This window comes from Lentzea kristufekii (assembly GCF_033949925.1).
In the GTDB taxonomy this organism is placed as follows: domain Bacteria; phylum Actinomycetota; class Actinomycetes; order Mycobacteriales; family Pseudonocardiaceae; genus Lentzea; species Lentzea kristufekii.
This window is the reverse complement of record NZ_JAXAVV010000001.1, coordinates 471,157-490,250: the sequence shown is the minus strand read 5'-3', so window position 1 is coordinate 490,250 and position 19,094 is coordinate 471,157. Positions and strand designations below refer to the sequence as shown.

Sequence of the window (19,094 nt, the reverse complement as noted above, 5' to 3'; positions counted from 1 at the left end):
TCGCACCTCCTCGATCCAGCTCCGTTGTCACGCTTCGGGGAGAAGCTTGCCGCGCGCTTTTCGTGCGCGCAACCGAATTAACCGGTGATCAGGTCCGCGGTCTTCGTGCCGGTCGGCACCATCGTGAGCCCGGCCTTCCGCGCGAGCTTGACCAGGCCTTTCAGGTCCGCGGGCTCCGCACTGGACTTCGCGATGGCCCGCGCGAGCAGACCCTTGTGGGCCTTGTTGAAGTGGCTGACGACCTTGCCCTCGCTCGTGACCACCCGGACGACGACGGCGTGCGGGATCCGAGCGAGGCTCGAATACGCGCCGGAACGCAGGTCGACGACGAACTCGTCGGCCTCCGCGAGCACCGGCTCCAGCGCGGGCTTCCACACCGTGCGCAGGCTGCCGTGGGACGGGAGCGTGCTGCCGCCGGACAACCGGTACGCGGGCACCGGGTCACCGCCGCGGAGCACCCCGAACAGCGCCGAAGCGACCGCGAGCCGCTCGTAGGCGCGTTCCTTCTCGGCCTTCTTGAGCGACGGGAAGTCCAGGTTGTCGTAGAGAACGCCGGTGTAGCGCAGCAGCGCGGGTGCGGTCTCCGACGTGCGCAGCGACGCGTTGCGGTGCACCTCGTCGACCTGGCGCTCGGAGATGTCGAGGGCCTTGAGGCTCGCCGGGACGTCCTTCGCGAGATCGGCCAGCGCGGACACCAGCTTGTCGCGCACCGGGTTGAGCTCGGGGAACGACAGCGCGTCGAGGTCGAGCGGCGCGCCCTCGCCGCCGATCGCCTTGGTCTCCGACGGGGGAAGCAGCACCAGCACGGTTGAAAAGCGTAGGGCAAAGCCGGAAAACAGCTGGACACGGCGTGGTGATCTGGAAGGCGTGGACGTACTCGACCGCCTGTACCGCTCGCTCGACGCCCGGATGCGCCCGGAGGACGTCGCCGCCCTCGTGCTGGAAGCGCTCCCCTCGCTCACGAGGCGCGAACGCAAGGTGATCAACGAGGTCGCGGCGCACGGATCGCGCTGGCACGGCTTCTCCGGGATGAGCGACGACTACGCCCGCCCGGTCGGAGCCGCGCGGCAGGTCGCCGCCACCCGCCGCATGTTCGAGGTGGACGACGTGGTCGACGCCGACGACCCGCTCTCGGTGCTGGAGTTCGCGGCACTGGCCGGTGCGGGCATCGGGTTCGACCCGTCGCACACGGACTTCCTGGCGGACAGGCTGAACCGCGACGCCCGCGCCGCGGCCGGCATCGAGCTGTCGAAGCGGCAGTACAACCGCCGCTTCCGCGTGCTGCGCAGGCTGTCCGCGAAGGCCGGGCGGCTCGGCCGCGCCCAGGAACTGCGCGGCGCGACGCTGCTCGCGGCGGCGGGTTTCGTGAGCGTGATCGACCGCGACCGCTTCCGCGCGGACCCCGCCGCGGCCTGCTTCGTCGCGTATTTCACGGCACGCCGCAAGCTGCGCCGCGAGTTCAGCCTGGCGGGTCGCGAGAACCCGTACGACCAGGTCGCCGACGTGCTCTTCGCACGCTGCCGGTCCGCGTCCGGCACCGACTGGGCGATGATCGCGCTCGCGCACCCGGCGTGGGAGGTCCTGCGGCACCTGTCCGCCGAGCAGCTCGGCGAGCTGCTCGGCAGGTGGTCCGCGGCGACGAGGTCGATCGCCTCCGTGCTGGGCGGCCTGTGGCGCACGTCCGACGTGGACCGCGCGACCATGATCGTGCACACCGGCGTCGACTCGTCCACCTGGAACGCCTTCGCCGGTGCCTACAACGCCGCCAGGACGGCGTGGATCGCCTGCCTGCACGCGGCGGGCCTCACGTCGTTGCTCGACGACACCTGGCCGGGCAAGGCGATGCGTGTGATGGCCGCTGACCTCGCCTGGTGGCACCAGGCGAGCGGCGGCGGTCTGCACCCGGACACCGCGGTGTGGGCGAGCCTGCCGTTGCCGTGGGAGGTGCTCGACGGCACTGCGACGTGCACGCGCCAGGACGTCGAGGCCGCGTGCCGCTCCGGCGGCGTCGACCCGGAACGCGCCGGATGGACCGCGCCGCGTCAGCACCCCCTGATCGCGCGCTTCCGGCCGACGCCGGAGCTCGTGCACGGGGTGGCCGTGTCGGATCCGTTGTGGGCCATGGCTTTGCGACGTGCACACGCGTTCAGCGGCAAGCCACTGCGCGCCGAAGTATTCGGTGGACAGGACCTTCCCGGCTGAGCAGGATGTAGCGCGTTCGGTGGTAGCTCAGTGGTGGAGCGCCCGGCTCTGGACCGGGTGGACGCCGGTTCGAGCCCGGCCCGCCGGACGCACTTGGAACACGTAGCTCAGTGGTAGAGCTCCGGCTCTTCTCCGGAGGGACGCCGGTTCGAGCCCGGCCGTGTTCCCCGACGGGGTGCGGCGCGCGCCGGCCTAGGGCGCCTGGAGAATCAGGTAGGCCAGGCCGAGCGTGCCGCGCCACCCCCGCAGCCGCCAGCCACGCTGGGTGTCCGCCTTCGCCCTGATCTCCGCGGCGTGCTCGGAGTCCGGGTTGTCGAGCAACCAGCGTTCCCAGGCGAGGCCGTGACCGTTCTCGAACACGTCCCACTCGTCGAGGCTCGCCTGTTCCGCGGCGAGCATGCGATAGCCGTGGTCGTGCGCCAGGTCCACGAGGTCGGCCAGCGAGAGGTACTGGTCCCGCGGGACCGGCATGGCGGCCAGCTGGGCCTCGGTGGGTTCGCGTTCCCAGAAGCCCTCGCCGAGCAGGAACCGGCCGCGCGGAGCGAGCAGTTTCCTGGCCTCGGTGAGTGCGTTCACCGTGTGCTGCAACGGGTCTCCGCCCCAGACCTGGGTCGCGCCGTTGACGATGACCACGTCGGCCGGCCTGGCCGGGCGCCATTCGGCGACGTCGGCCACCTGGAGGCTGACGCGACCGCTCAGGCCTCGGGCGTCGGCGTTGGCCTGGGCACGCGCGATGTCCGTCGCGTTGCGGTCCACGCCGGTGCCGCTGGCCGTGGGGGCGGCCTCCAGGGTGCGCAGGAGGAACTCCGCCCAGCCGCAGCCGAGGTCGAGCACGTGGGCGCCGTCCAGCGGCATGAGCGAACGGATGAGGCGGGCTGCTCGTTCCTCGGACAGGGGTCCGTGGAACGTCACGTCCTCGTACAGCGGTGTGATCTCTGGAGATGTCATCGCTCGCAGGATGGTGCTGGTGGCACGTCCCGGGCAACCCGTTATTCGGTTGTTCGGGCCATCTCCCTTCCGTAGCGTCGATCGACGTGGAACTCGTGTGGCGCCCGCTCACGACGGCGGACATCCCGGCGGTGGCCGCGCTCTACAACGCGGCCGAGGCGGCCGACGACACCGGCGAACTGTTGTCCGAAGAGGACTTCGCCCAGTCGTTCGGCGACACCGACCTGCCCGGTGGATCGCTCGCCGTGCTCGCGGACGGACGGCTCGCGGCTTACGGGCTGGTCGCCTTGCGCGACAACCCCGTGGGCACGCACCGCGTCCGGCTCGACGGGATGGTGCACCCCGAGCACCGGCGTGCGGGCATCGGGCTGCAGCTCCTGCCCCGCCTCGCCGCACTCGCGCGCGACCTGCACGTCGCACGGCACCCGGCTCTGCCGCTCGCGGTGTGCACCATGGTCGAGAGCCGGTCCGAGGGGCACGTCGCACTGGTCGAGAAGCTCGGGTTCCGCGCGGACCGCCACTTCTACGAGCTGGAGGTGGCACTGGGCGAGTCACTCGCCCAGGTCCCGATCCCGTCCGGCTACGAGATCGTGCCGTTCTCCGCGGCCCGTGACGAAGAGGTCCGCCTGGTCTGCAACGCGGCGTTCGCGCAGCACTGGGGTTCGGTCGAACGCAGCCCCGAGGAATGGGCGGCGTCGTTCACCGACAGCGTGCGGTTCGTTCCGGAATCCTCCTTCCTGGCGCTGTCGAAGGACAACGCGGTGGCCGGCTTCGTGCTCGCGCGGCACTACCCGGTCGTCGAGGAGATGACCGGCGTGCGCGAGCTGTGGATCGGTGACATCGGCACCCTGGAGGAGCACCGCGGGCGTGGCGTGGCCTCCGCCCTGCTGAGCTGGACGCTGGCCCAGGCCAGGGCGAAGGGCTACCACCGCGCGGGACTCTCCGTGGACTCGGCCAACTCGACCCGTGCGCTCGGCGTGTACGAGCGCGCCGGGTTCGAGGTGGCGCGGACCTGGATCGACTACGGGCGGCCGGAAGAGCTTTAGAGCTCCTCGCCCGCCTGGCCGACGCAGAACTGGTTGCCGTCCGGGTCGGCGAGCACCGACCACACGAGGCCGGGAACGCTGTGCACCGCGACCTCCGTGGCGCCCAGATCGACCAGGCGGGCGACCTCCGCCAGGCGGTCCGGCACGTGCGAGTCGAAGTGGATCCTGTTCTTGCCCGGCGTCGCGTCCGGAACCTGCTGGATGCCGAGCGCCGGACCGGACTCGGTCGACGGCGCGAGCACGATGAACTCACCCCAGTCGTTCTGGATCGTGGTGCCCAGGGCGGCCGTCCAGAACTCCGCGAGCTTGCGGGCGTCGCCCGTGTCGATGGTGATCATTTCAATGGTCAGCGGCATGGAACGGACGCTACTCAGGGGGTCTGACAATTCTGGTCACCGCAGGTCAGAGGCAGACCGGAGCACCGCGCGCGATTTCGGGAAACGTCCAACCAGTACGCTGCTACAACTGCCCGTGAACGAGGAGTACCCACCGTGATCACCAGGATGTCGTCGCTGTTCCTGCGCACCCTTCGCGAGGATCCGGCGGACGCCGAAGTGCCCAGCCACAAGCTGCTGGTGCGCGCCGGCTACGTCCGCCGCGTCGCGCCGGGCGGGTACACCTGGCTGCCGCTGGGCCTCAAGGTCCTGCGCAACATCGAGGCCGTCGTCCGCGAGGAGATGGACGCCTTCGGCGCGCAGGAGATCCAGTTCCCCGCGCTGCTGCCCAAGGAGCCCTACGAGGCGACGAACCGGTGGGAGGAGTACGGCCCCAACCTGTTCCGCCTCAAGGACCGCAAGGGCGCCGACTACCTCCTCGGCCCCACTCACGAGGAGATGTTCACCCTCACCGTGAAGGGTGAGTACAGCTCGTACAAGGACTACCCGGTCACGCTGTACCAGATCCAGACCAAGTACCGCGACGAGGCGCGTCCCCGCGCGGGCATCCTGCGCGGCCGCGAGTTCCTGATGAAGGACTCGTACTCGTTCGACCTCACCGACGAGGGCCTGAGCCAGTCGTACAAGGACCACCGCGACGCCTACATCCGCATCTTCGACCGGCTCGGCCTGGAGTACGTGATCGTCTCCGCCACGTCCGGCGCGATGGGCGGCTCGGCGTCCGAGGAGTTCCTCGCCGTCGCCGAGACGGGCGAGGACACGTTCGTGCGCAGCACCGAGTCGGGTTACGCGGCGAACGTCGAGGCCGTCGCGACGCCCGTGCCCCCCGCGCAGTCGATCGAGGACAAGCCCGCGGCTCAGGTGCACCACACGCCGAACACGCCCACCATCGAGACGCTGGTGGACTTCCTCAACGCGAACACCGACCGCAAGTTCACCGCGGCGGACACGCTGAAGAACGTCCTCGTGAAGGTCAAGCACCCCGGCAAGGACTGGGAGCTGCTCGCGATCGCCGTCCCCGGTGACCGCGAGGTCGACTTCAAGCGCCTCGAGGCAGCGCTCGAACCGGCTGAGGTCGCGATGCTGGAAGCGGCGGACTTCGCCAAGAACTCGTTCCTGGTCAAGGGTTACATCGGCCCGGGAGCGATCCAGGCCAACGGTGTCCGCTTCCTCGCCGACCCCCGCATCGTCACGGGCACCGCGTGGGTCACCGGCGCCGACAAGGCCGACCACCACGTCGTCGACCTGGTGGTGGGCCGCGACTTCACGCCCGACGGCGTCATCGACGTCGCCGAGGTCCGCGAGGGCGACGCCTCCCCGGACGGCAAGGGCGTGCTGGTCGCCGCGCGCGGCATCGAGATCGGCCACATCTTCCAGCTCGGCCGCAAGTACGCGGACGCGTTCTCGCTCGACGCCCTCGGGCCGGACTCCAAGCCCGTCCGCATCACCATGGGCTCGTACGGCGTCGGCGTCTCGCGTCTCGTGGCGGTCATCGCGGAGCAGTCGCACGACGACCGCGGCCTGATCTGGCCCCGCAACGTCGCGCCCGCCGACGTCCACGTCGTGGTCGCCGGCAAGGACGAGACGCTCATGGGCGCCGGTGAGGACTTCGCGAAGCAGCTCAGCGCCAAGGGCCTCAAGGTCCTGCTGGACGACCGCAAGGCGAGCCCCGGCGTGAAGTTCGCGGACGCCGAGCTCGTCGGCATCCCGACGATCCTGGTGATCGGCCGCGGCCTGAAGGACGGCACTGTCGAGGTCAAGGACCGTCGCTCCGGCGAGCGCGTCGAGGTGCCGGTCGCCGAGGCCGTCGAGCACCTGGTGCAGGTCGTCACCGGCTAGAACGAGGAGCTGAACGCCGGGCGGTGCGCTGGAAGTGGGCGCGCGGCCCGGCGTTCGGCGTTTCGCCGGGGAGAGGCCGGGACAGCGTTTTCGGCGAGGCGGAGCGCCTGCTGCGCCTCGTGATCCGCAGGTGCGAGGGAAACCTCGACCTGGTGGTGGCCGCGCAGATCCGGCTCGACATCACGCAGCCGGCGTCGCAGAGCGGGAAGCGTCCCACGCGATCACGTTGCCGCATCAGCCGTGCCGCAGGCTCGCCCGCCGCCGTCCACATCGGACGGCGGCGCGCGGCAGGTCCTACGAGGTCGGCACCAGCGACTCGACCATCTTCTGCAGGTCGGACTCCTTGGGCAGCGGAGGAGTGGCGCCGCCACCGCCACCCTCCAGGTCGCCGTTCACGGCGAACACGTGCAGCTTGTTGCTGCCGTTGAGCACCACGACCTTGACCATGCCCTTGCTCGCCAGGCACTTGTTGCCGGTCTGCGTGACGGTGGCGTCCACCTGCACGCCGTCGATGGTGACCTTCTTGCCGTCCTTCTGGGTGTGCTGGATCTTCACCGGCTTCGGCTGCGTCGTCGTGACCTTCGGGTCGCCGCCCGACGAGTAGTACTGCGTGGCGAGGGCTTTGGTGAAGTCGGTGGCCGTGGTGTTGATGTCGCTCTTCGGAAGCAGCGTGCCGCCGTTGGTGCCCTTGGTGAACGACTTGCCCTCGCAGGTGTAGTCGCCGTAGGTGGTGACGCCCGACAGCGAGATGCCCGCGAAGCCCTCCACCGGGATCTTGGCGTCGGCGATGATGTCCCAGTTCTTCGGGACCTCGTAGTTGAAGCCGAGCGCCGTCTCGACGCACTGCTGGCCCTCGTTCTTCGGGCAGGCGGCGTCGGTCGGCTGCGCGGAGGTGCTGGGCGACGGGGACGGGTCGTTCGTCGCCGTCGTGTTGTCCGAGCGCGAGAGCAGGAACCAGGTGAGGCCGCCGCCGACGAGCAGCACGAGGACCACGGTGCCGAGCACCAGCCAGAGCGTCTTCTTGCCCTTCTTCGGCGGCTCGTCGTCGAAGCCGCCGTACACGCCCAGGCCGCCGTACCCGCCGTAGCCCTGCTGCGGGAACTGGCCCTGGTCCGGGAAACCGCCCTGCTGCGGGAAACCGCCGGTCTGCGGGTACCCGCCGGTCTGGTAGCCGCCCGTCTGGTACCCGCCGCTCTGGTCACCCTGTTGCTGCTGGCCCCAGCCCTGCTGGTCGTTCCAGCCGCCCTGTCCGCCGCCACCTGGGTAAGTCACGGGGGAACGGTACCTGGTGGGTCTGACAGCGGGTTAATTCACCGTGCGTTGACTTCTGCGACGAGCGAGGCGTAGCGTGCCGACTAAATTCAACACTTGATGAACTAAGGGGCTCGATGATGCGCACCGTGCTGGTCACCGCCGTCGCAGGTGCTGTGGTGGCGTTCCTCCTGGGATTGCTGACGTTCGGCGTGCAGGCGACCGTGCACCCGCACGACGTCCCGCTCGCAGTGGTGGCGCCTCCGCCGATCGCGGAACGCGTCGCGAGAGCCGACTCCGCCGAGATCGACATCAGGGTCGTGTCCGCGGACGAGGCCCGGAACCTCCTGCGGGACAAGGAGGTCTACGGGGTGCTGGAGATCGCGCCCGGCCAGGCGACGATCCGGCTGAACCCGGCGGTCAACCCGTCCGGCACGCAGGTCGCCCAGCAGGTGCTGACCGGCGTCGCACAGGGTGCCGGGCTGCCGGTCGAGGTCGAGGCCACCACCCCCACCGCCGCCGAACGCACCGCGCCGCTCGCCGCGTCCGCGCTGCTGTGGGTCGGCGGGATGATCGCCGGACTGCTGTTCGTGGTGCTGAAGGGCGGAAAGCTGAGGTGGCTGTCGGCGGTGACCGCCGCCGTCCTCGTCACGGGCTCGACCGCGGGGCTGCTGGCGTGGTGGGGCGTCACGTTCACCGCGCAGGCGCTCGCGTTCATGCTCGCCGTCGCGGTGTCGTTCGCGCTGCTGCAGGCCGGACTGTTCAAGCACCTCGGCGTCCGCGCGATGGGCGTCCTCGGCATCCTCTACCTGATGGCGCCGGCGGTCGCGGGCCAGGTGCCCGAGCTGCTCAACCCGGCCTACAAGGCGGTCCTGTGGTCGTGGACGCCGTTCCGGTTCTCGGCGGAAGGCCTGCGCAGCCTCATGTACGAGGGCTCCATCAGCACCGAGTGGTGGGTGTTCGGCGGGATCGCGCTCGTCGGGCTGGTGCTGCTGCTAGCCGGCAAGAAAGCTCAGACGGACCGTGCGGACGGGATTGTCGACGTTGGTGTCGACCAGGCAGACGGACTGCCAAGTGCCGAGCGTCAGCACACCGCCTAGAACCGGGATCGTCGCGTAGGGCGGCACCAGTGCGGGCATCACGTGGTCACGGCCGTGGCCAGGGGTGCCGTGCCGGTGCCGCCACTTCACGTCGCGGGGCAGGATGCGCTCCAGGGCGGTCAGCAGGTCGTCGTCGCTGCCCGCGCCCGTCTCGATGATGGCGATGCCCGCCGTCGCGTGCGGCACCCACACGTGCAACAGGCCGTCGCCGTTCTCCTCGGAGAGGAACCGTTGGCACTCGGACGTCAGGTCGTGCACGACCTCGTCGGAACCGGTGCGGATCTGGATCTCCTCGCTGCGCATGACCTCAGATCTTACGAACCACCCGTGCCGGGTTGCCGACCGCAAGCACGTGAGCAGGCAGATCGCGCGTCACGACACTGCCCGCGCCGACCACCGTGTTGTTGCCGATGGTGACGCCGGGGCACACGATCACGCCGCCGCCGAACCACACCTTGTCCCCGATGACGATCGGCGCGGTCGTCTCCCAGCCCTCGATGCGCGCGTCGTGGTCCTCGACGGGGTGCAACGCCGTCAGCAGCTGCACGCGCGGGCCCATCATCACGTGATCGCCGATGGTCACCGGGCCGCAGTCGAGGATGATCCCGTCGTAGTTCATGAAGCTGTTCGCGCCGATGCGGGTGTTGTAGCCGTACTCGATCTGCAGGCGCTGCATGAACGTCGAGTTCTCGCCGATCTCCGCCACGAACCCCTTGAGGATGCCGTACATCCCGTCGAGGTCCTCGGGGTCGTGCGCGTTGAACCGGGCCATCTCGCGCCAGCCGCGACGCCGGTCCGCGTCCAGTTCGGGGTCCGCCGGGAGGTAGGGCTCGCCGTTGATCATCTTCTCGCGGTTGGTTCCCATGAGGACTCAGTATCGTCACGGCATGCGCGTGCTCTTCGCCAGCATGGCCACGGTCGGCCACACGTATCCGTTGATCCCGTTGGCGCAGGCACTGCGCAAAGCCGGGCACGAGGTGCACTACGCGGTCGGCGAGGAGATGCACCCGGTGCTCGGGAAGCTCGGGCTGCGGCCGTTCCGGCCGGGGCTGGTGTTCGGCGAGATCTACGCCGAGGACATCGCGCAGGAACTGGAACGGTTGCTGCCCGATCTCGTGATCGGCGAGTGGGCGGTGCCCGAGGTCGTCTCCGAGGCCCGCCGCCGCGGGTTTCCCGCGCTGTGGCACGGGTTCGGGCGGATGTTCCCCGACGGGATCGGCCTCGTGCGGCCCACCGGCGGCCGGCACCTCGACATCTGCCCACCGTCGTTGCAGGACGCGGGCTTCCTGAGGGAGGAGCGGATCCCGTTGCGGCCGGTGCCGTTCTCGCCGCCCGGTGACGTGCCGGTGCGCACCGCCGGGAAGCTGATCTACCTCACGCTCGGCACCGCGTTCGGCACGCGGGAGCTGCTCGCCGAGGCGGTCGTGGGACTCGGCAAGATCCGCGAGGCGCAGGTGGTCGTGGCCGCGCCGCACGTCGCGCTCGACCACCTGCCGCCGAACGTGACGGTCCACCCGTGGCTGCCGCAGGCGGAGGTGCTCCGGTACGCGGACGTCGCCGTGCACCACGGCGGCAGCGGCACGATGCTGGGCGCTCTCGCCGCCGGCGTGCCCCAGGTCGTCCTGCCGCAGGGGGCGGACCAGTTCGGCAACGCGGACGCGCTCGTCGCGGCCGGTGCGGCGCTGCGCCCGGCCGCGTTCAGTGCCGGGCCGATCGCGGACTGTGTGCGACGGCTGTTCGCCGACTCGTCCTACCGGGAAGCCGCTGGTCAGATAGCTCGGGAGATACGTCACACGCCCTCACCGGAGGAAGTTGCGGACAGTCTGGCGGGTGTTGTGTAACACTGTTTTTTATGAAGGCAAGCCGCCTGCGCTTCGGGATGAACCTGTGGCCGCCGTTCCTGTTCGCCGGCATCCGCGTCGTGGAGATCTCGCCGGACTACCGGTACGCGCGGGTGCGGATGCGCCTGCGCCCGTGGAACCGCAACTTCTTCGGCACCCACTTCGGCGGATCGCTCTTCGCGATGACCGACCCGTTCTGGGTGTTGCTGCTGTTCAACCAGCTCAAGGGCGAGCACGTCGTGTGGGACCGGGCCGGTGAGATCGAGTTCGTCGCGCCCGGCCGCGGCACGGTGTACGCCGAGTTCCGGCTGACCGACGAGCACGTCGCCGAGGTCCTGGACCTGACCAGGGACGGCGAGAAGGCTTTGATCTGGTTCGAGACGGACGTCGTCGGGCAGGATGGGGCCGTGATCGCACGGGTGAAGAAGCAGGTCTACGCGCGCCGCAAGCGCGACAAGCAGCTCGCACATGCGTGAGGCCTTCGGAGCGGTCTTCGACGTCGAGCCCGGTTACCTGAACACGGCGTCCATCGGTGTGCCGCCCCGGCACGTCGCCGACGCGGTGGCGGCCTCGCACGAACGGTGGCGGCGCGGCCAGGACACGTCGTCCACGTTCAACGAGGTCGTCGAGACCTCGCGCGAGGCGTTCGGGCGGCTGGTCGGGGTGCCCGCGACCTCGGTCGCCTGCGGTGCAACGGTTTCGCAGTTCGCGTCCCTGGTCGCGCAGTCCCTGCCGGCCGGCTCGAAGGTCTTCACCGACCCTGGCGAGTTCACCAGCGTCACGCTGCCGTTCGTCGCCGCCGGCCACCAGATCGTGTCCACAGTGGAGGACGCCGATCTCGTCGCCGTGAGCGTGGTCCAGTCGGCGGACGGGACGATCGCGGACCTCGAAGCGTTGCGCGCTTCAGGCAAACCCGTGCTGCTCGACGTGTCGCAGGCCGCCGGGTGGAGGCCGTTGTCGTTGGAGTGGGCCGATTTCGTCGTCGGCGTGGCCTACAAGTGGCTGATGGCACCGCGCGGCGCGGCCTGGATGGCGGTGCGCCCGGACCGGCTGGCGTCCCTCAAGCCGTTGGCGGCCAACTGGTACAGCACCGGCGAGAACTACGGCACCGAGCTCGTGCTCCGTTCGGACGCACGGCGATTCGACCTCTCGCCGACGTGGTTCTCACACGTCGGTGCGGCGGTGGCGCTGCCGTGGGTGGCTTCTTTGGACCTCGAAGCCGTGCGCGCGCACTGCGTGAGCCTGACGGATCGCCTTCTGGCCGGTCTGGGGCTGCCGTCCAGCGGCTCGGCGATCGTCTCAGTCGGCGGGCCACCCGTTCAGGGGGTCGTGTCTTCGGTTCGTGCAGGTCGCGCGCGGTATGCGTGTCACATGTACAACACGATCGAGGACGTTGACCGGGTGCTCGAAGCGCTCGCGTGACTGCCGTCCGTTACCGTGGGTCCTTGTGTCGGAACCACGCCAGTCACCTGAAGAGGTGACCCAGAACCTGCCTCGCTTCCCACCGAGGCCTACCGACACCGCGCCGTTGTACCCGGCCGACGAGCTCATGAAGCTGCAGTCGATCATGGACAACCGCCAGGGGCAGCTGCCCCCGCCACCGCCTCCGCCCCAGCGCAAGTCGACGTGGGTGGGCAAGGCGCTGGCGCTCGTCGGCGTCGCGGTGGTGTCAGGGTTCGTGTGGTGGGTGTTGCAGCCGTCGAACCCGGTCGACAAGCCGGTCGCTCAACCGCAGAAGACCGCGGGGGAGTACGAGTTCACCACCGTGCCGGAGTTGCCGGAACCGGTGAAGGACAGCGACTGCGCCGCCCATGCGACGAGCCAGACGCAGGCGTTCTTCAAGACCACGCCATGCCTGCAGCTGACGCGTGCCTTCTACACGGCCAAGCTGCCGGACGGCCGCACCGTGTACTCGTCGGTGTCGGTCGTGAAGATGAAGACGGCGGACGAGGCGCGGCAGCTGCGGGAGCTCACCCAGAAGGACGGCACCGGCAACGTCAAGGACCTGGTGCTGGACAAGGCCATCAGCGTGCCGCCGCTGACCACGCTGGCCAACGGCGGGTACGCCTCCGAGCAACGCGACCAGCTGGTCGTGATCGTCGAGTCCGACTCGCCGACCAGGGGAGCCGACGCGCTCGCGCACAACAAGGACATGAAGAAGGTCTCCAACGACGCGATCAGGCTCGCGTCGTCGTTCGGCAACTAGCTTTCCGGCATCTGCAAGTACCACCAACTCCGAGTTGGTGGTACTTGCAGATGCCGTCAGCCCGAGGCGACACCCGGCATCGTGATCGATGCCGGGGCCGACCCCGCGGCCTTGCGCCAGCGGGTCGCCCGCACCGCCGCCGTCGTCAGCGCCTCCAGCGCCGACGTCCGCAGCCCGGGATCGTCGGTCCGCTCCAGCACACCCCGCCACGCGGCACAGGTGTCCTGCTCGACCGCCACGAGCGCGGCCAGCGCGGAAGGCCCGTCCGACACCGGTGAGGGCGGCAGGTAGGCCGCGGCGGGCGGGTTCGGGGTCGCGCCGTGGTCGCGCAGCCACCGCTCGGTCGTGTCCCGGCGCGCGCGGTGCAGGTTCGAGCCCTCCGCGACGGCGGCGGCCTGGTCGTTCAGGAACGCCGACACCATGCCGTAGGTCCACAACGCCGCGTGCTCGGTCCCGAGGGCGGTCTGCACCGACTCCACGCTCATGCGAGCACCTCCCGCAGCGAGGCGCAGCCGGCGGCCACCGAACCGACGAGACCGGCGCGGTAGGAGGGCAGCGAGGCGACGGTGGCCGAGGCCTCGCGGACGGCCTCGTCGAGCGCGGTGCGCAACGCGGCCAGCGGGTCCGGCGGCGTGGGCGGCGCGGTGGGGGCGGGCGGCGCGGTGGACGACAGCGGCGGGCGTTCGCGGTCGACCTCGGCCTGCAGCAGCGAGGCGTGCGTCTCACGGGCCTTCGCGATCTCCGCGGCCGCGGGCACCGTCGTCAGCGACTGGGCCAGCTTGGCGTCCGCGCGGGCCTGCGCCGCGAGGGCCGAGAGCGGGTCCGGCGGCGGTGGCGGCGGCGGTTCTGCGGTGCACGCGACGGCGAGCGGCGCGGCGGCCACCGCGAACAGCACCCGGCGGCGGCTGACCGTTTCGGAGATCACACGACCCATGTTGCCAGCAGCCCTGCGGCGCGGTGGGAGCCGGGCGAACGAGATAGTCTGGTCGTCCACGGCCGCCGAAACACCGTCGGCCGGGGTTTTCATGCGTTCGAACTGAAGGAGACACCACGTGTCCAGCCCGCCGCGCGGAGAGCTTTCCGCGCAGCTAGCACCCGTTGTGCGGGAAGCTCTCGAAGCCGCCGGCTTCGACCTCGACGCGCTCGACGTGAATCAGGCTGGGCGCCGCCGTCTGGTCAAAGTGGTCGTGGACGGCGAGGACGGGATCGGGCTCGACGAGGTCGCCGAGGCGAGCCGCGTGGTCTCCGCCGCACTCGACGAGCACGACCACATCATCAACGGGCCGTACACCCTCGAGGTCACCTCGCCGGGTGTCGACCGTCCCCTGACGCGCCCGCGCCACTGGAAGCGCGCTCACCTGCGTCTCGTGAAGATCAAGCAGCCCGATCGGCCCGAGTGGTTCGGCCGCGTCGGCGAGTGCGACGAGACCGGGGTCGAGCTGCTGCACAAGGACGAGCTGCGACGCGTGGAGTACCGACACATCGAACGCGCGGTCATGGAGATCGAGTTCAAGCAGCCGCCGGTCGAGGAACTGGCTCGGCTCACTCGGAAAGCACCGAAGGAGGAGCCGAGGTGAACGTCGACATCGCCGCCCTGAGGGCGATCGAACGTGAAAAGGACATCCCCTTCGAGACGGTCCTGGAGGCGATCGAGTCAGCACTGCTGACCGCCTACAAGCACACCGAAGGGCATGCCACGCATTCGAAGGTGGAGATCGACCGCAAGACCGGTGTCGTGCGCGTGATCGCGCAGGACCTGGCGCCGGACGGTGCGGTTCGTGAGGAGTGGGACGACACTCCGGAAGGCTTCGGCCGCATCGCGGCCACGACGGCGCGTCAGGTCATCCTGCAGCGCCTGCGCGACGCCGAGCACGAGCGCACGTTCGGTGAGTTCGCCGCCAAGGAGGGCGAGATCATCGCGGGAGTCGTCCAGCGCGACGCCCGTGCGAACGCCCGCGGCATGGTCGTCGTGCAGGTGGGCGACACCGAGGGTGTGCTCCCGCCGGCCGAGCAGGTGCCGGGCGAGCAGTACAACCACGGCGAGCGCATCAAGTGCTACGTCGTGAGCGTGTCGCGCGGTGCCCGCGGGCCGCAGATCGCTCTCTCGCGCACCCACCCGAACCTCGTGCGGCGGCTGTTCGCCCTCGAGGTCCCGGAGATCGCGGACGGCACCGTGGAGATCCCCGCGGTGGCACGTGAGGCAGGTCACCGTTCGAAGATCGCGGTGAAATCAACCGTTGCCGGAGTGAACGCCAAGGGCGCCTGCATCGGCCCGATGGGTGCCCGTGTGCGCAACGTCATGCACGAGCTCGGTGGCGAGAAGATCGACATCATCGACCACTCGGACGACCCGGCAACGTTCGTCGGGAATGCCTTGTCCCCGGCCAAGGTTGTGTCCGTGCGGGTGCTCGACGAGCGTGCCAAGACGGCGCGCGTCGTGGTGCCGGACTTCCAGCTCTCGCTGGCGATCGGCAAGGAGGGCCAGAACGCCCGCCTGGCCGCCCGTCTGACGGGCTGGCGCATCGACATCCGCAGTGACGCCGAGGCTCCGGCCACCGATGCGGTCACATCCGGTTCGGCTGAATGAGCTCCAGGGGATAGAATTATCAACGGTTCAACGTCGGGAGTGGCTTCCCAGCACATCGGCCCTGTTCGTACGTGTATTGGGTGCCGCACACGGACGTTGCCCTCTGAGCTGCTGCGAGTGGTCGCGGTGGACGGTTCGGTGGTTCCGGACGTCCATCGGCGGCTTCCGGGTCGGGGTGCTTGGTTGCATTTCGATCTCGAATGTCTCCGCAACGCCGAGCGGCGACGGGCGTTCTCACGGGCCCTCAGGGTCCAGGGAGCACTCGACGTCGCTTCGCTGCGCGAGCACGTCGAGCAGCAAGGGAAACAGGTCTCGGGACAGCCCCGCGGCCAGCAGGAAACAAGGAAGCAGGTCGACCCGTCATGAGTCAGCCGTGAAGCTGAAGACATGAACGCGCGACGTTAAGACGAGGTCGATGGGACTTGCCCGCCGGCCTCACGACCTAGGAGACCAGTGGCAGGCAAGGCCCGCGTGCACGAGCTCGCAAAAGAGCTCGGTGTCACGAGCAAGGAAGTTCTCAACAAGCTCGCCGAACAAGGCGAATACGTGAAGTCCGCGTCCTCGACCGTCGAGGCCCCCGTGGCCCGGCGGCTTCGTGACGCCTACGAAGCCAAGTCCTCGAAGCCGGCTCCCAAGCCGTCCGCTCCGAAGCCGAAGGCACCCGCACCCGCTGCCGCCGCAGCACCCGCCGCACCGGCGGACGCCAAGCCGGCGGCCGACAACAGCAAGCCCGCTGCGCCCAAGGGCATGCCCGGACCTCGTCCGGCCGCCCCGCGCCCGCCGGCCCCGAAGCCCGCTCCGGCAGCTCCTGCCGCGCAGGCTCCGGCTCCCGCGGCGCCCGCACCGGCACCCGTGCAGTCCGAGGCTCCGGCCGCCGCTCCGGCACCCGCCGCGCAGGCTCCGGCCGCGCCCAAGGCTGCCCCGGCTCCCGGCTCCAAGCCTGGCAGCGGCCCGCGTCCGGGTCCGCGCCCGGCTCCGCAGCAGCAGCCCCAGCAGCCCGAGGCCCCGGCCGCGTCCGCTGGTGCACAGCCCCAGTCCGTGGTGCCGCCGCGCACGCAGGCTCCCAAGCCTGCGGGCCCGCGTGCCCCGCGTCCGGGCAACAACCCCTTCGGCGTCGGTGGCGGCAACGCTCCGTCGCCGCGTCCCGGACCTCGTCCCGGCCCGCGGCCCGAGCAGGGCGGCGACCGCCCCGCAGGTGGTGGCGCGAAGCCCGGCGACCCGCGTCCGGCGAACCCCCGTCCGAGCGGTGCGCCCGGTCAGGGTGGTCAGCGTCCGGCTGCCGCGCAGGGTGGCGGTCGTCCCGGCCCCGGCCAGGGCGGTCCTCGTCCCGGTGGCCCCGGTCAGGGCGGTCCTCGTCCGAACCCGGGCAACATGCCCCCGAGGCCGAACCCCGGCATGATGCCGGGCAACCGTCCGGCCGGTAACCGTCCTGGTCCCGGCGGTGGCGGCGGTGGCCGTCCCGGTGGTGGCGGCGGTGGCGGCGGTCGTCCCGGTGGTGGCGGCGGCGGTGGCGGCGGCGGCTTCCGCGGAGGCGGCGGTGGCGCTGGTGGCGGCGGCGGTGGCTTCCGTCCCGGCGGTGGCGGCGGCGGTGGCGGTGGCTTCCGTCCCGGTGGCGGCGGTGGCGGTGGCGGTGGCTTCCGTCCCGGCGGTGGCGGCGGCGCAGGTGGCGGTGCCCCTGCCGGCGGCGGCGGTTTCCGCGGTCGTCCCGGTGGTGGCGGCGGCGCTGGTCGCGGCGGTACCGCTGGTGCCTTCGGTCGTCCGGGTGGTCCGGCGCGCCGTGGACGCAAGTCCAAGCGGCAGAAGCGCCAGGAGTACATGGACAACATGCAGGCGCCTTCGGTCGGTGGCGTCCGCCTGCCCAAGGGCAGTGGCGAGACGATCCGCCTGCCGCGCGGTGCCTCGCTGACCGACTTCGCCGACAAGATCAACGCCAACCCGGCGTCGCTCGTGCAGGTGCTCTTCCACCTGGGCGAGATGGTCACGGCGACCCAGTCGGTGTCCGACGAGATCTTGGAGCTGCTCGGCACCGAGATGAACTACGTCGTGCAGGTCGTGTCCCCCGAGGAGGAGGACCGCGAGCTGCTCGAGACGTTCGACATCACCTACGGCGAGGACGCCGGTGACGAGGACGACCTGCAGGTTCGCCCGCCGGTCGTGACCGTCATGGGTCACGTCGACCACGGTAAGACGCGACTCCTCGACACCATCCGCAAGGCGAAGGTGGCCGAGGGCGAGGCCGGTGGCATCACGCAGCACATCGGTGCGTACCAGGTGCAGACCGAGCTCGAGGGCAACCCGCGGCTCATCACCTTCATCGACACCCCGGGTCACGAGGCGTTCACCGCCATGCGTGCTCGTGGTGCGAACGCGACCGACATCGCGGTCATCGTCGTCGCCGCTGACGACGGCGTGATGCCGCAGACCGTGGAAGCGATCAACCACGCGCAGGCCGCTCAGGCGCCGATCGTGGTCGCGGTCAACAAGATCGACAAGGAGGGTGCGAACCCCTCCAAGATCCGTCAGCAGCTGACCGAGTACGGACTGGTCGCCGAGGAGTACGGCGGCGACACGATGTTCGTCGACATCTCGGCGAAGCAGGGCATCAACATCGACAGCCTGCTCGATGCCATCCTGCTCACCGCCGACGCCTCGCTGGACCTCCGGGCCAACCCGGACATGGAGGCCCAGGGTGTCGCGATCGAGGCGCACCTCGACCGCGGTCGTGGTCCGGTCGCCACCGTGCTCGTCCAGCGCGGATCGCTCCGCGTCGGCTCCTCGATCGTCGCGGGTGACGCGTACGGTCGCGTCCGCCGCATGGTCGACGAGCACGGCGATGACGTCACCGTCGCGACCCCGTCGCGTCCGGTGCAGGTCATCGGTCTGACCTCGGTGCCGCGCGCCGGTGACTCGTTCCTCGTCGTCGACGAGGACCGCGTCGCCCGCCAGATCGCCGAGCGTCGTCAGGCCCGCACCCGCAACGCCGCCAACGCGGCGAAGCGCAAGCGCGTCAGCCTGGAAGACCTGGATGCGGCGCTCAAGGAAACCAGCGCTCTCACCTTGATCATCAAGGGTGACAACTCGGGTACCGTCGAGGCCCTCGAGGACGCGCTCATGAAGATCGAGGTCGGCGACGACGTCGAGCTGCGCGTGATCCACCGCGGTGTCGGTGGCATCACCGAAGGCGACATCAACCTCGCCGTGGCCGGTTCCGCCATCGTCCTGGGCTTCAACGTCCGGGCCGAGGGCAAGGCGACCGAGCTCGCGAACCGCGAAGGTGTGGACGTCCGGTACTACACGGTCATCTACCAGGCGATCGACGAGATCGAGGCGGCCCTCAAGGGTCTCCTCAAGCCGGAGTACGAAGAGGTCCAGCTCGGCCGCGCCGAGGTCCGCGACGTCTTCAAGTCCTCCAAGGTCGGCACGATCGCGGGTTGCATGGTCCTGTCGGGCGAGATCCGTCGCAACGCCAGGGCTCGCCTGCTCCGTGACGGCAAGGTGATCGCGGAGAACCTCCCGATCAGCTCGCTCAAGCGGTTCAAGGACGACGCCACCGAGGTCCGCGAAGGTTTCGAGTGTGGTCTCACGCTCGGCAACTACAGCGACCTCAAGCTGGAAGACATCATCGAGACCTTCGAGATGCGCGAGAAGCCGCGCGCCTAGTCGGTAGGTGAAGGGGTGC

Annotated in this window: 20 protein-coding genes and 2 tRNA genes; 14 read left to right on the top strand and 8 right to left on the bottom strand. The window is 70.1% G+C overall.

Features of this window, described 5'->3' with window-relative positions; genetic code table 11:
* Window positions 1-77 precede the first annotated feature (77 nt).
* On the bottom strand, window positions 78-806 hold the full coding sequence (gene yaaA / locus SK571_RS02425) for a peroxide stress protein YaaA (RefSeq protein ID WP_319982348.1): 729 nt from the start codon (window positions 804-806) through the stop codon (window positions 78-80).
* 61 nt (window positions 807-867) lie between these two features.
* Between yaaA and SK571_RS02420 the strand changes: the two genes are divergently transcribed.
* From SK571_RS02420 to SK571_RS02410, 3 genes are all read left to right on the top strand, one after another.
* A complete protein-coding gene (locus SK571_RS02420) occupies window positions 868-2,202 on the top strand; it encodes a hypothetical protein (protein ID WP_319982347.1) in 1,335 nt (444 codons plus the stop codon).
* 16 nt (window positions 2,203-2,218) lie between these two features.
* Window positions 2,219-2,290, top strand: a tRNA-Gln gene (locus tag SK571_RS02415).
* Window positions 2,291-2,298: 8 nt separating this feature from the next.
* Window positions 2,299-2,369: transfer RNA gene (locus tag SK571_RS02410), tRNA-Lys, on the top strand.
* Window positions 2,370-2,394: 25 nt separating this feature from the next.
* Here the strand turns inward: SK571_RS02410 and SK571_RS02405 are convergent.
* Window positions 2,395-3,150: an SAM-dependent methyltransferase gene (locus tag SK571_RS02405; RefSeq protein ID WP_319982346.1), complete on the bottom strand. Its 756-nt coding sequence runs from the start codon at window positions 3,148-3,150 to the stop codon at window positions 2,395-2,397.
* A gap of 86 nt (window positions 3,151-3,236) precedes the next feature.
* Here SK571_RS02405 and SK571_RS02400 point away from each other — a divergent pair, with 86 nt between their 5' ends.
* Window positions 3,237-4,196, top strand: a complete 960-nt coding sequence (locus tag SK571_RS02400) for a GNAT family N-acetyltransferase (RefSeq protein WP_319982345.1) — start codon at window positions 3,237-3,239, stop codon at window positions 4,194-4,196.
* Here the strand turns inward: SK571_RS02400 and SK571_RS02395 are convergent.
* A complete protein-coding gene (locus tag SK571_RS02395) occupies window positions 4,193-4,552 on the bottom strand; it encodes a VOC family protein (protein WP_319982344.1) in 360 nt (119 codons plus the stop codon). The two genes, SK571_RS02400 and SK571_RS02395, sit on opposite strands and share 4 nt — an antisense overlap.
* A gap of 135 nt (window positions 4,553-4,687) precedes the next feature.
* Here SK571_RS02395 and SK571_RS02390 point away from each other — a divergent pair, with 135 nt between their 5' ends.
* Window positions 4,688-6,430 (top strand): proline--tRNA ligase, encoded by a 1,743-nt coding sequence (locus tag SK571_RS02390; RefSeq protein WP_319982343.1) that lies wholly within the window; start codon window positions 4,688-4,690, stop codon window positions 6,428-6,430.
* A gap of 294 nt (window positions 6,431-6,724) precedes the next feature.
* Here SK571_RS02390 and SK571_RS02385 read toward each other — a convergent pair whose 3' ends face one another.
* Window positions 6,725-7,702: a hypothetical protein gene (locus SK571_RS02385; protein WP_319982342.1), complete on the bottom strand. Its 978-nt coding sequence runs from the start codon at window positions 7,700-7,702 to the stop codon at window positions 6,725-6,727.
* A 119-nt stretch (window positions 7,703-7,821) separates the two neighbouring features.
* On the opposite strand from SK571_RS02385, the gene SK571_RS02380 reads away from it, so the two are divergent.
* Window positions 7,822-8,781, top strand: a complete 960-nt coding sequence (locus SK571_RS02380) for a YhgE/Pip domain-containing protein (RefSeq protein ID WP_319982341.1) — start codon at window positions 7,822-7,824, stop codon at window positions 8,779-8,781.
* On the opposite strand, the gene SK571_RS02375 is transcribed toward SK571_RS02380, so the two are convergent.
* Together SK571_RS02375 and SK571_RS02370 are read right to left on the bottom strand one after the other, a co-directional pair.
* Window positions 8,677-9,084 (bottom strand): secondary thiamine-phosphate synthase enzyme YjbQ, encoded by a 408-nt coding sequence (locus tag SK571_RS02375; protein WP_319982340.1) that lies wholly within the window; start codon window positions 9,082-9,084, stop codon window positions 8,677-8,679. The genes SK571_RS02380 and SK571_RS02375 overlap by 105 nt on opposite strands.
* A 4-nt stretch (window positions 9,085-9,088) precedes the next feature.
* Window positions 9,089-9,646: a sugar O-acetyltransferase gene (locus SK571_RS02370; protein WP_319982339.1), complete on the bottom strand. Its 558-nt coding sequence runs from the start codon at window positions 9,644-9,646 to the stop codon at window positions 9,089-9,091.
* A gap of 22 nt (window positions 9,647-9,668) precedes the next feature.
* Here SK571_RS02370 and SK571_RS02365 point away from each other — a divergent pair, with 22 nt between their 5' ends.
* Genes SK571_RS02365 through SK571_RS02350 form a run of 4 tightly spaced genes read left to right on the top strand, consistent with a single transcriptional unit; the run spans window position 9,669 to window position 12,828 of the window.
* Window positions 9,669-10,622: a glycosyltransferase gene (locus SK571_RS02365; RefSeq protein WP_319982338.1), complete on the top strand. Its 954-nt coding sequence runs from the start codon at window positions 9,669-9,671 to the stop codon at window positions 10,620-10,622.
* Between the two features lie 11 nt (window positions 10,623-10,633).
* Entirely contained in the window at window positions 10,634-11,098 is a 465-nt protein-coding gene (locus SK571_RS02360; RefSeq protein WP_319982337.1) for a DUF4442 domain-containing protein, read from the top strand.
* Window positions 11,091-12,044 (top strand): aminotransferase class V-fold PLP-dependent enzyme, encoded by a 954-nt coding sequence (locus tag SK571_RS02355; protein WP_319982336.1) that lies wholly within the window; start codon window positions 11,091-11,093, stop codon window positions 12,042-12,044. The genes SK571_RS02360 and SK571_RS02355 overlap by 8 nt, the downstream gene beginning before the upstream one ends.
* 55 nt (window positions 12,045-12,099) lie before the next feature.
* Window positions 12,100-12,828, top strand: a complete 729-nt coding sequence (locus tag SK571_RS02350; RefSeq protein WP_319982335.1) for a hypothetical protein — start codon at window positions 12,100-12,102, stop codon at window positions 12,826-12,828.
* A 56-nt stretch (window positions 12,829-12,884) separates the two neighbouring features.
* On the opposite strand, the gene SK571_RS02345 is transcribed toward SK571_RS02350, so the two are convergent.
* Both SK571_RS02345 and SK571_RS02340 read right to left on the bottom strand, forming a co-directional pair.
* Window positions 12,885-13,313, bottom strand: a complete 429-nt coding sequence (locus SK571_RS02345) for a ferritin-like domain-containing protein (protein WP_319982334.1) — start codon at window positions 13,311-13,313, stop codon at window positions 12,885-12,887.
* Window positions 13,310-13,753 carry a hypothetical protein gene (locus SK571_RS02340; protein WP_266043275.1) on the bottom strand — a complete coding sequence of 148 codons (444 nt, stop codon included), beginning with the start codon at window positions 13,751-13,753 and terminating at the stop codon, window positions 13,310-13,312. Before SK571_RS02340 ends, SK571_RS02345 begins: the two co-directional genes overlap by 4 nt.
* 127 nt (window positions 13,754-13,880) lie before the next feature.
* Here SK571_RS02340 and rimP point away from each other — a divergent pair, with 127 nt between their 5' ends.
* The 4 genes from rimP (at window position 13,881) to infB (ending at window position 19,075) form a co-directional block, all read left to right on the top strand.
* A complete protein-coding gene (gene rimP, locus SK571_RS02335) occupies window positions 13,881-14,405 on the top strand; it encodes a ribosome maturation factor RimP (protein ID WP_319982333.1) in 525 nt (174 codons plus the stop codon).
* Window positions 14,402-15,415, top strand: a complete 1,014-nt coding sequence (nusA, locus tag SK571_RS02330; RefSeq protein WP_319982332.1) for a transcription termination factor NusA — start codon at window positions 14,402-14,404, stop codon at window positions 15,413-15,415. The genes rimP and nusA overlap by 4 nt, the downstream gene beginning before the upstream one ends.
* 39 nt (window positions 15,416-15,454) lie before the next feature.
* Window positions 15,455-15,781, top strand: a complete 327-nt coding sequence (locus tag SK571_RS02325; protein WP_319982331.1) for a YlxR family protein — start codon at window positions 15,455-15,457, stop codon at window positions 15,779-15,781.
* Between the two features lie 87 nt (window positions 15,782-15,868).
* A complete protein-coding gene (gene infB / locus SK571_RS02320) occupies window positions 15,869-19,075 on the top strand; it encodes a translation initiation factor IF-2 (protein WP_319982330.1) in 3,207 nt (1,068 codons plus the stop codon).
* Window positions 19,076-19,094: the final 19 nt, after the last annotated feature.

What these genes read in the sequence shown, in the direction of transcription:
- SK571_RS02405 (WP_319982346.1), bottom strand. Translation starts at nt 3,150, where the DNA reads ATGACATCTCCAGAGATCACACCGCTGTACGAGGACGTGACGTTCCAC.
- SK571_RS02395 (WP_319982344.1), bottom strand. Translation starts at nt 4,552, where the DNA reads ATGCCGCTGACCATTGAAATGATCACCATCGACACGGGCGACGCCCGC.
- SK571_RS02380 (WP_319982341.1), top strand. Translation starts at nt 7,822, where the DNA reads ATGCGCACCGTGCTGGTCACCGCCGTCGCAGGTGCTGTGGTGGCGTTC.
- SK571_RS02375 (WP_319982340.1), bottom strand. Translation starts at nt 9,084, where the DNA reads ATGCGCAGCGAGGAGATCCAGATCCGCACCGGTTCCGACGAGGTCGTG.
- SK571_RS02370 (WP_319982339.1), bottom strand. Translation starts at nt 9,646, where the DNA reads ATGGGAACCAACCGCGAGAAGATGATCAACGGCGAGCCCTACCTCCCG.
- SK571_RS02365 (WP_319982338.1), top strand. Translation starts at nt 9,669, where the DNA reads ATGCGCGTGCTCTTCGCCAGCATGGCCACGGTCGGCCACACGTATCCG.
- SK571_RS02360 (WP_319982337.1), top strand. Translation starts at nt 10,634, where the DNA reads ATGAAGGCAAGCCGCCTGCGCTTCGGGATGAACCTGTGGCCGCCGTTC.
- SK571_RS02355 (WP_319982336.1), top strand. Translation starts at nt 11,091, where the DNA reads ATGCGTGAGGCCTTCGGAGCGGTCTTCGACGTCGAGCCCGGTTACCTG.
- SK571_RS02345 (WP_319982334.1), bottom strand. Translation starts at nt 13,313, where the DNA reads ATGAGCGTGGAGTCGGTGCAGACCGCCCTCGGGACCGAGCACGCGGCG.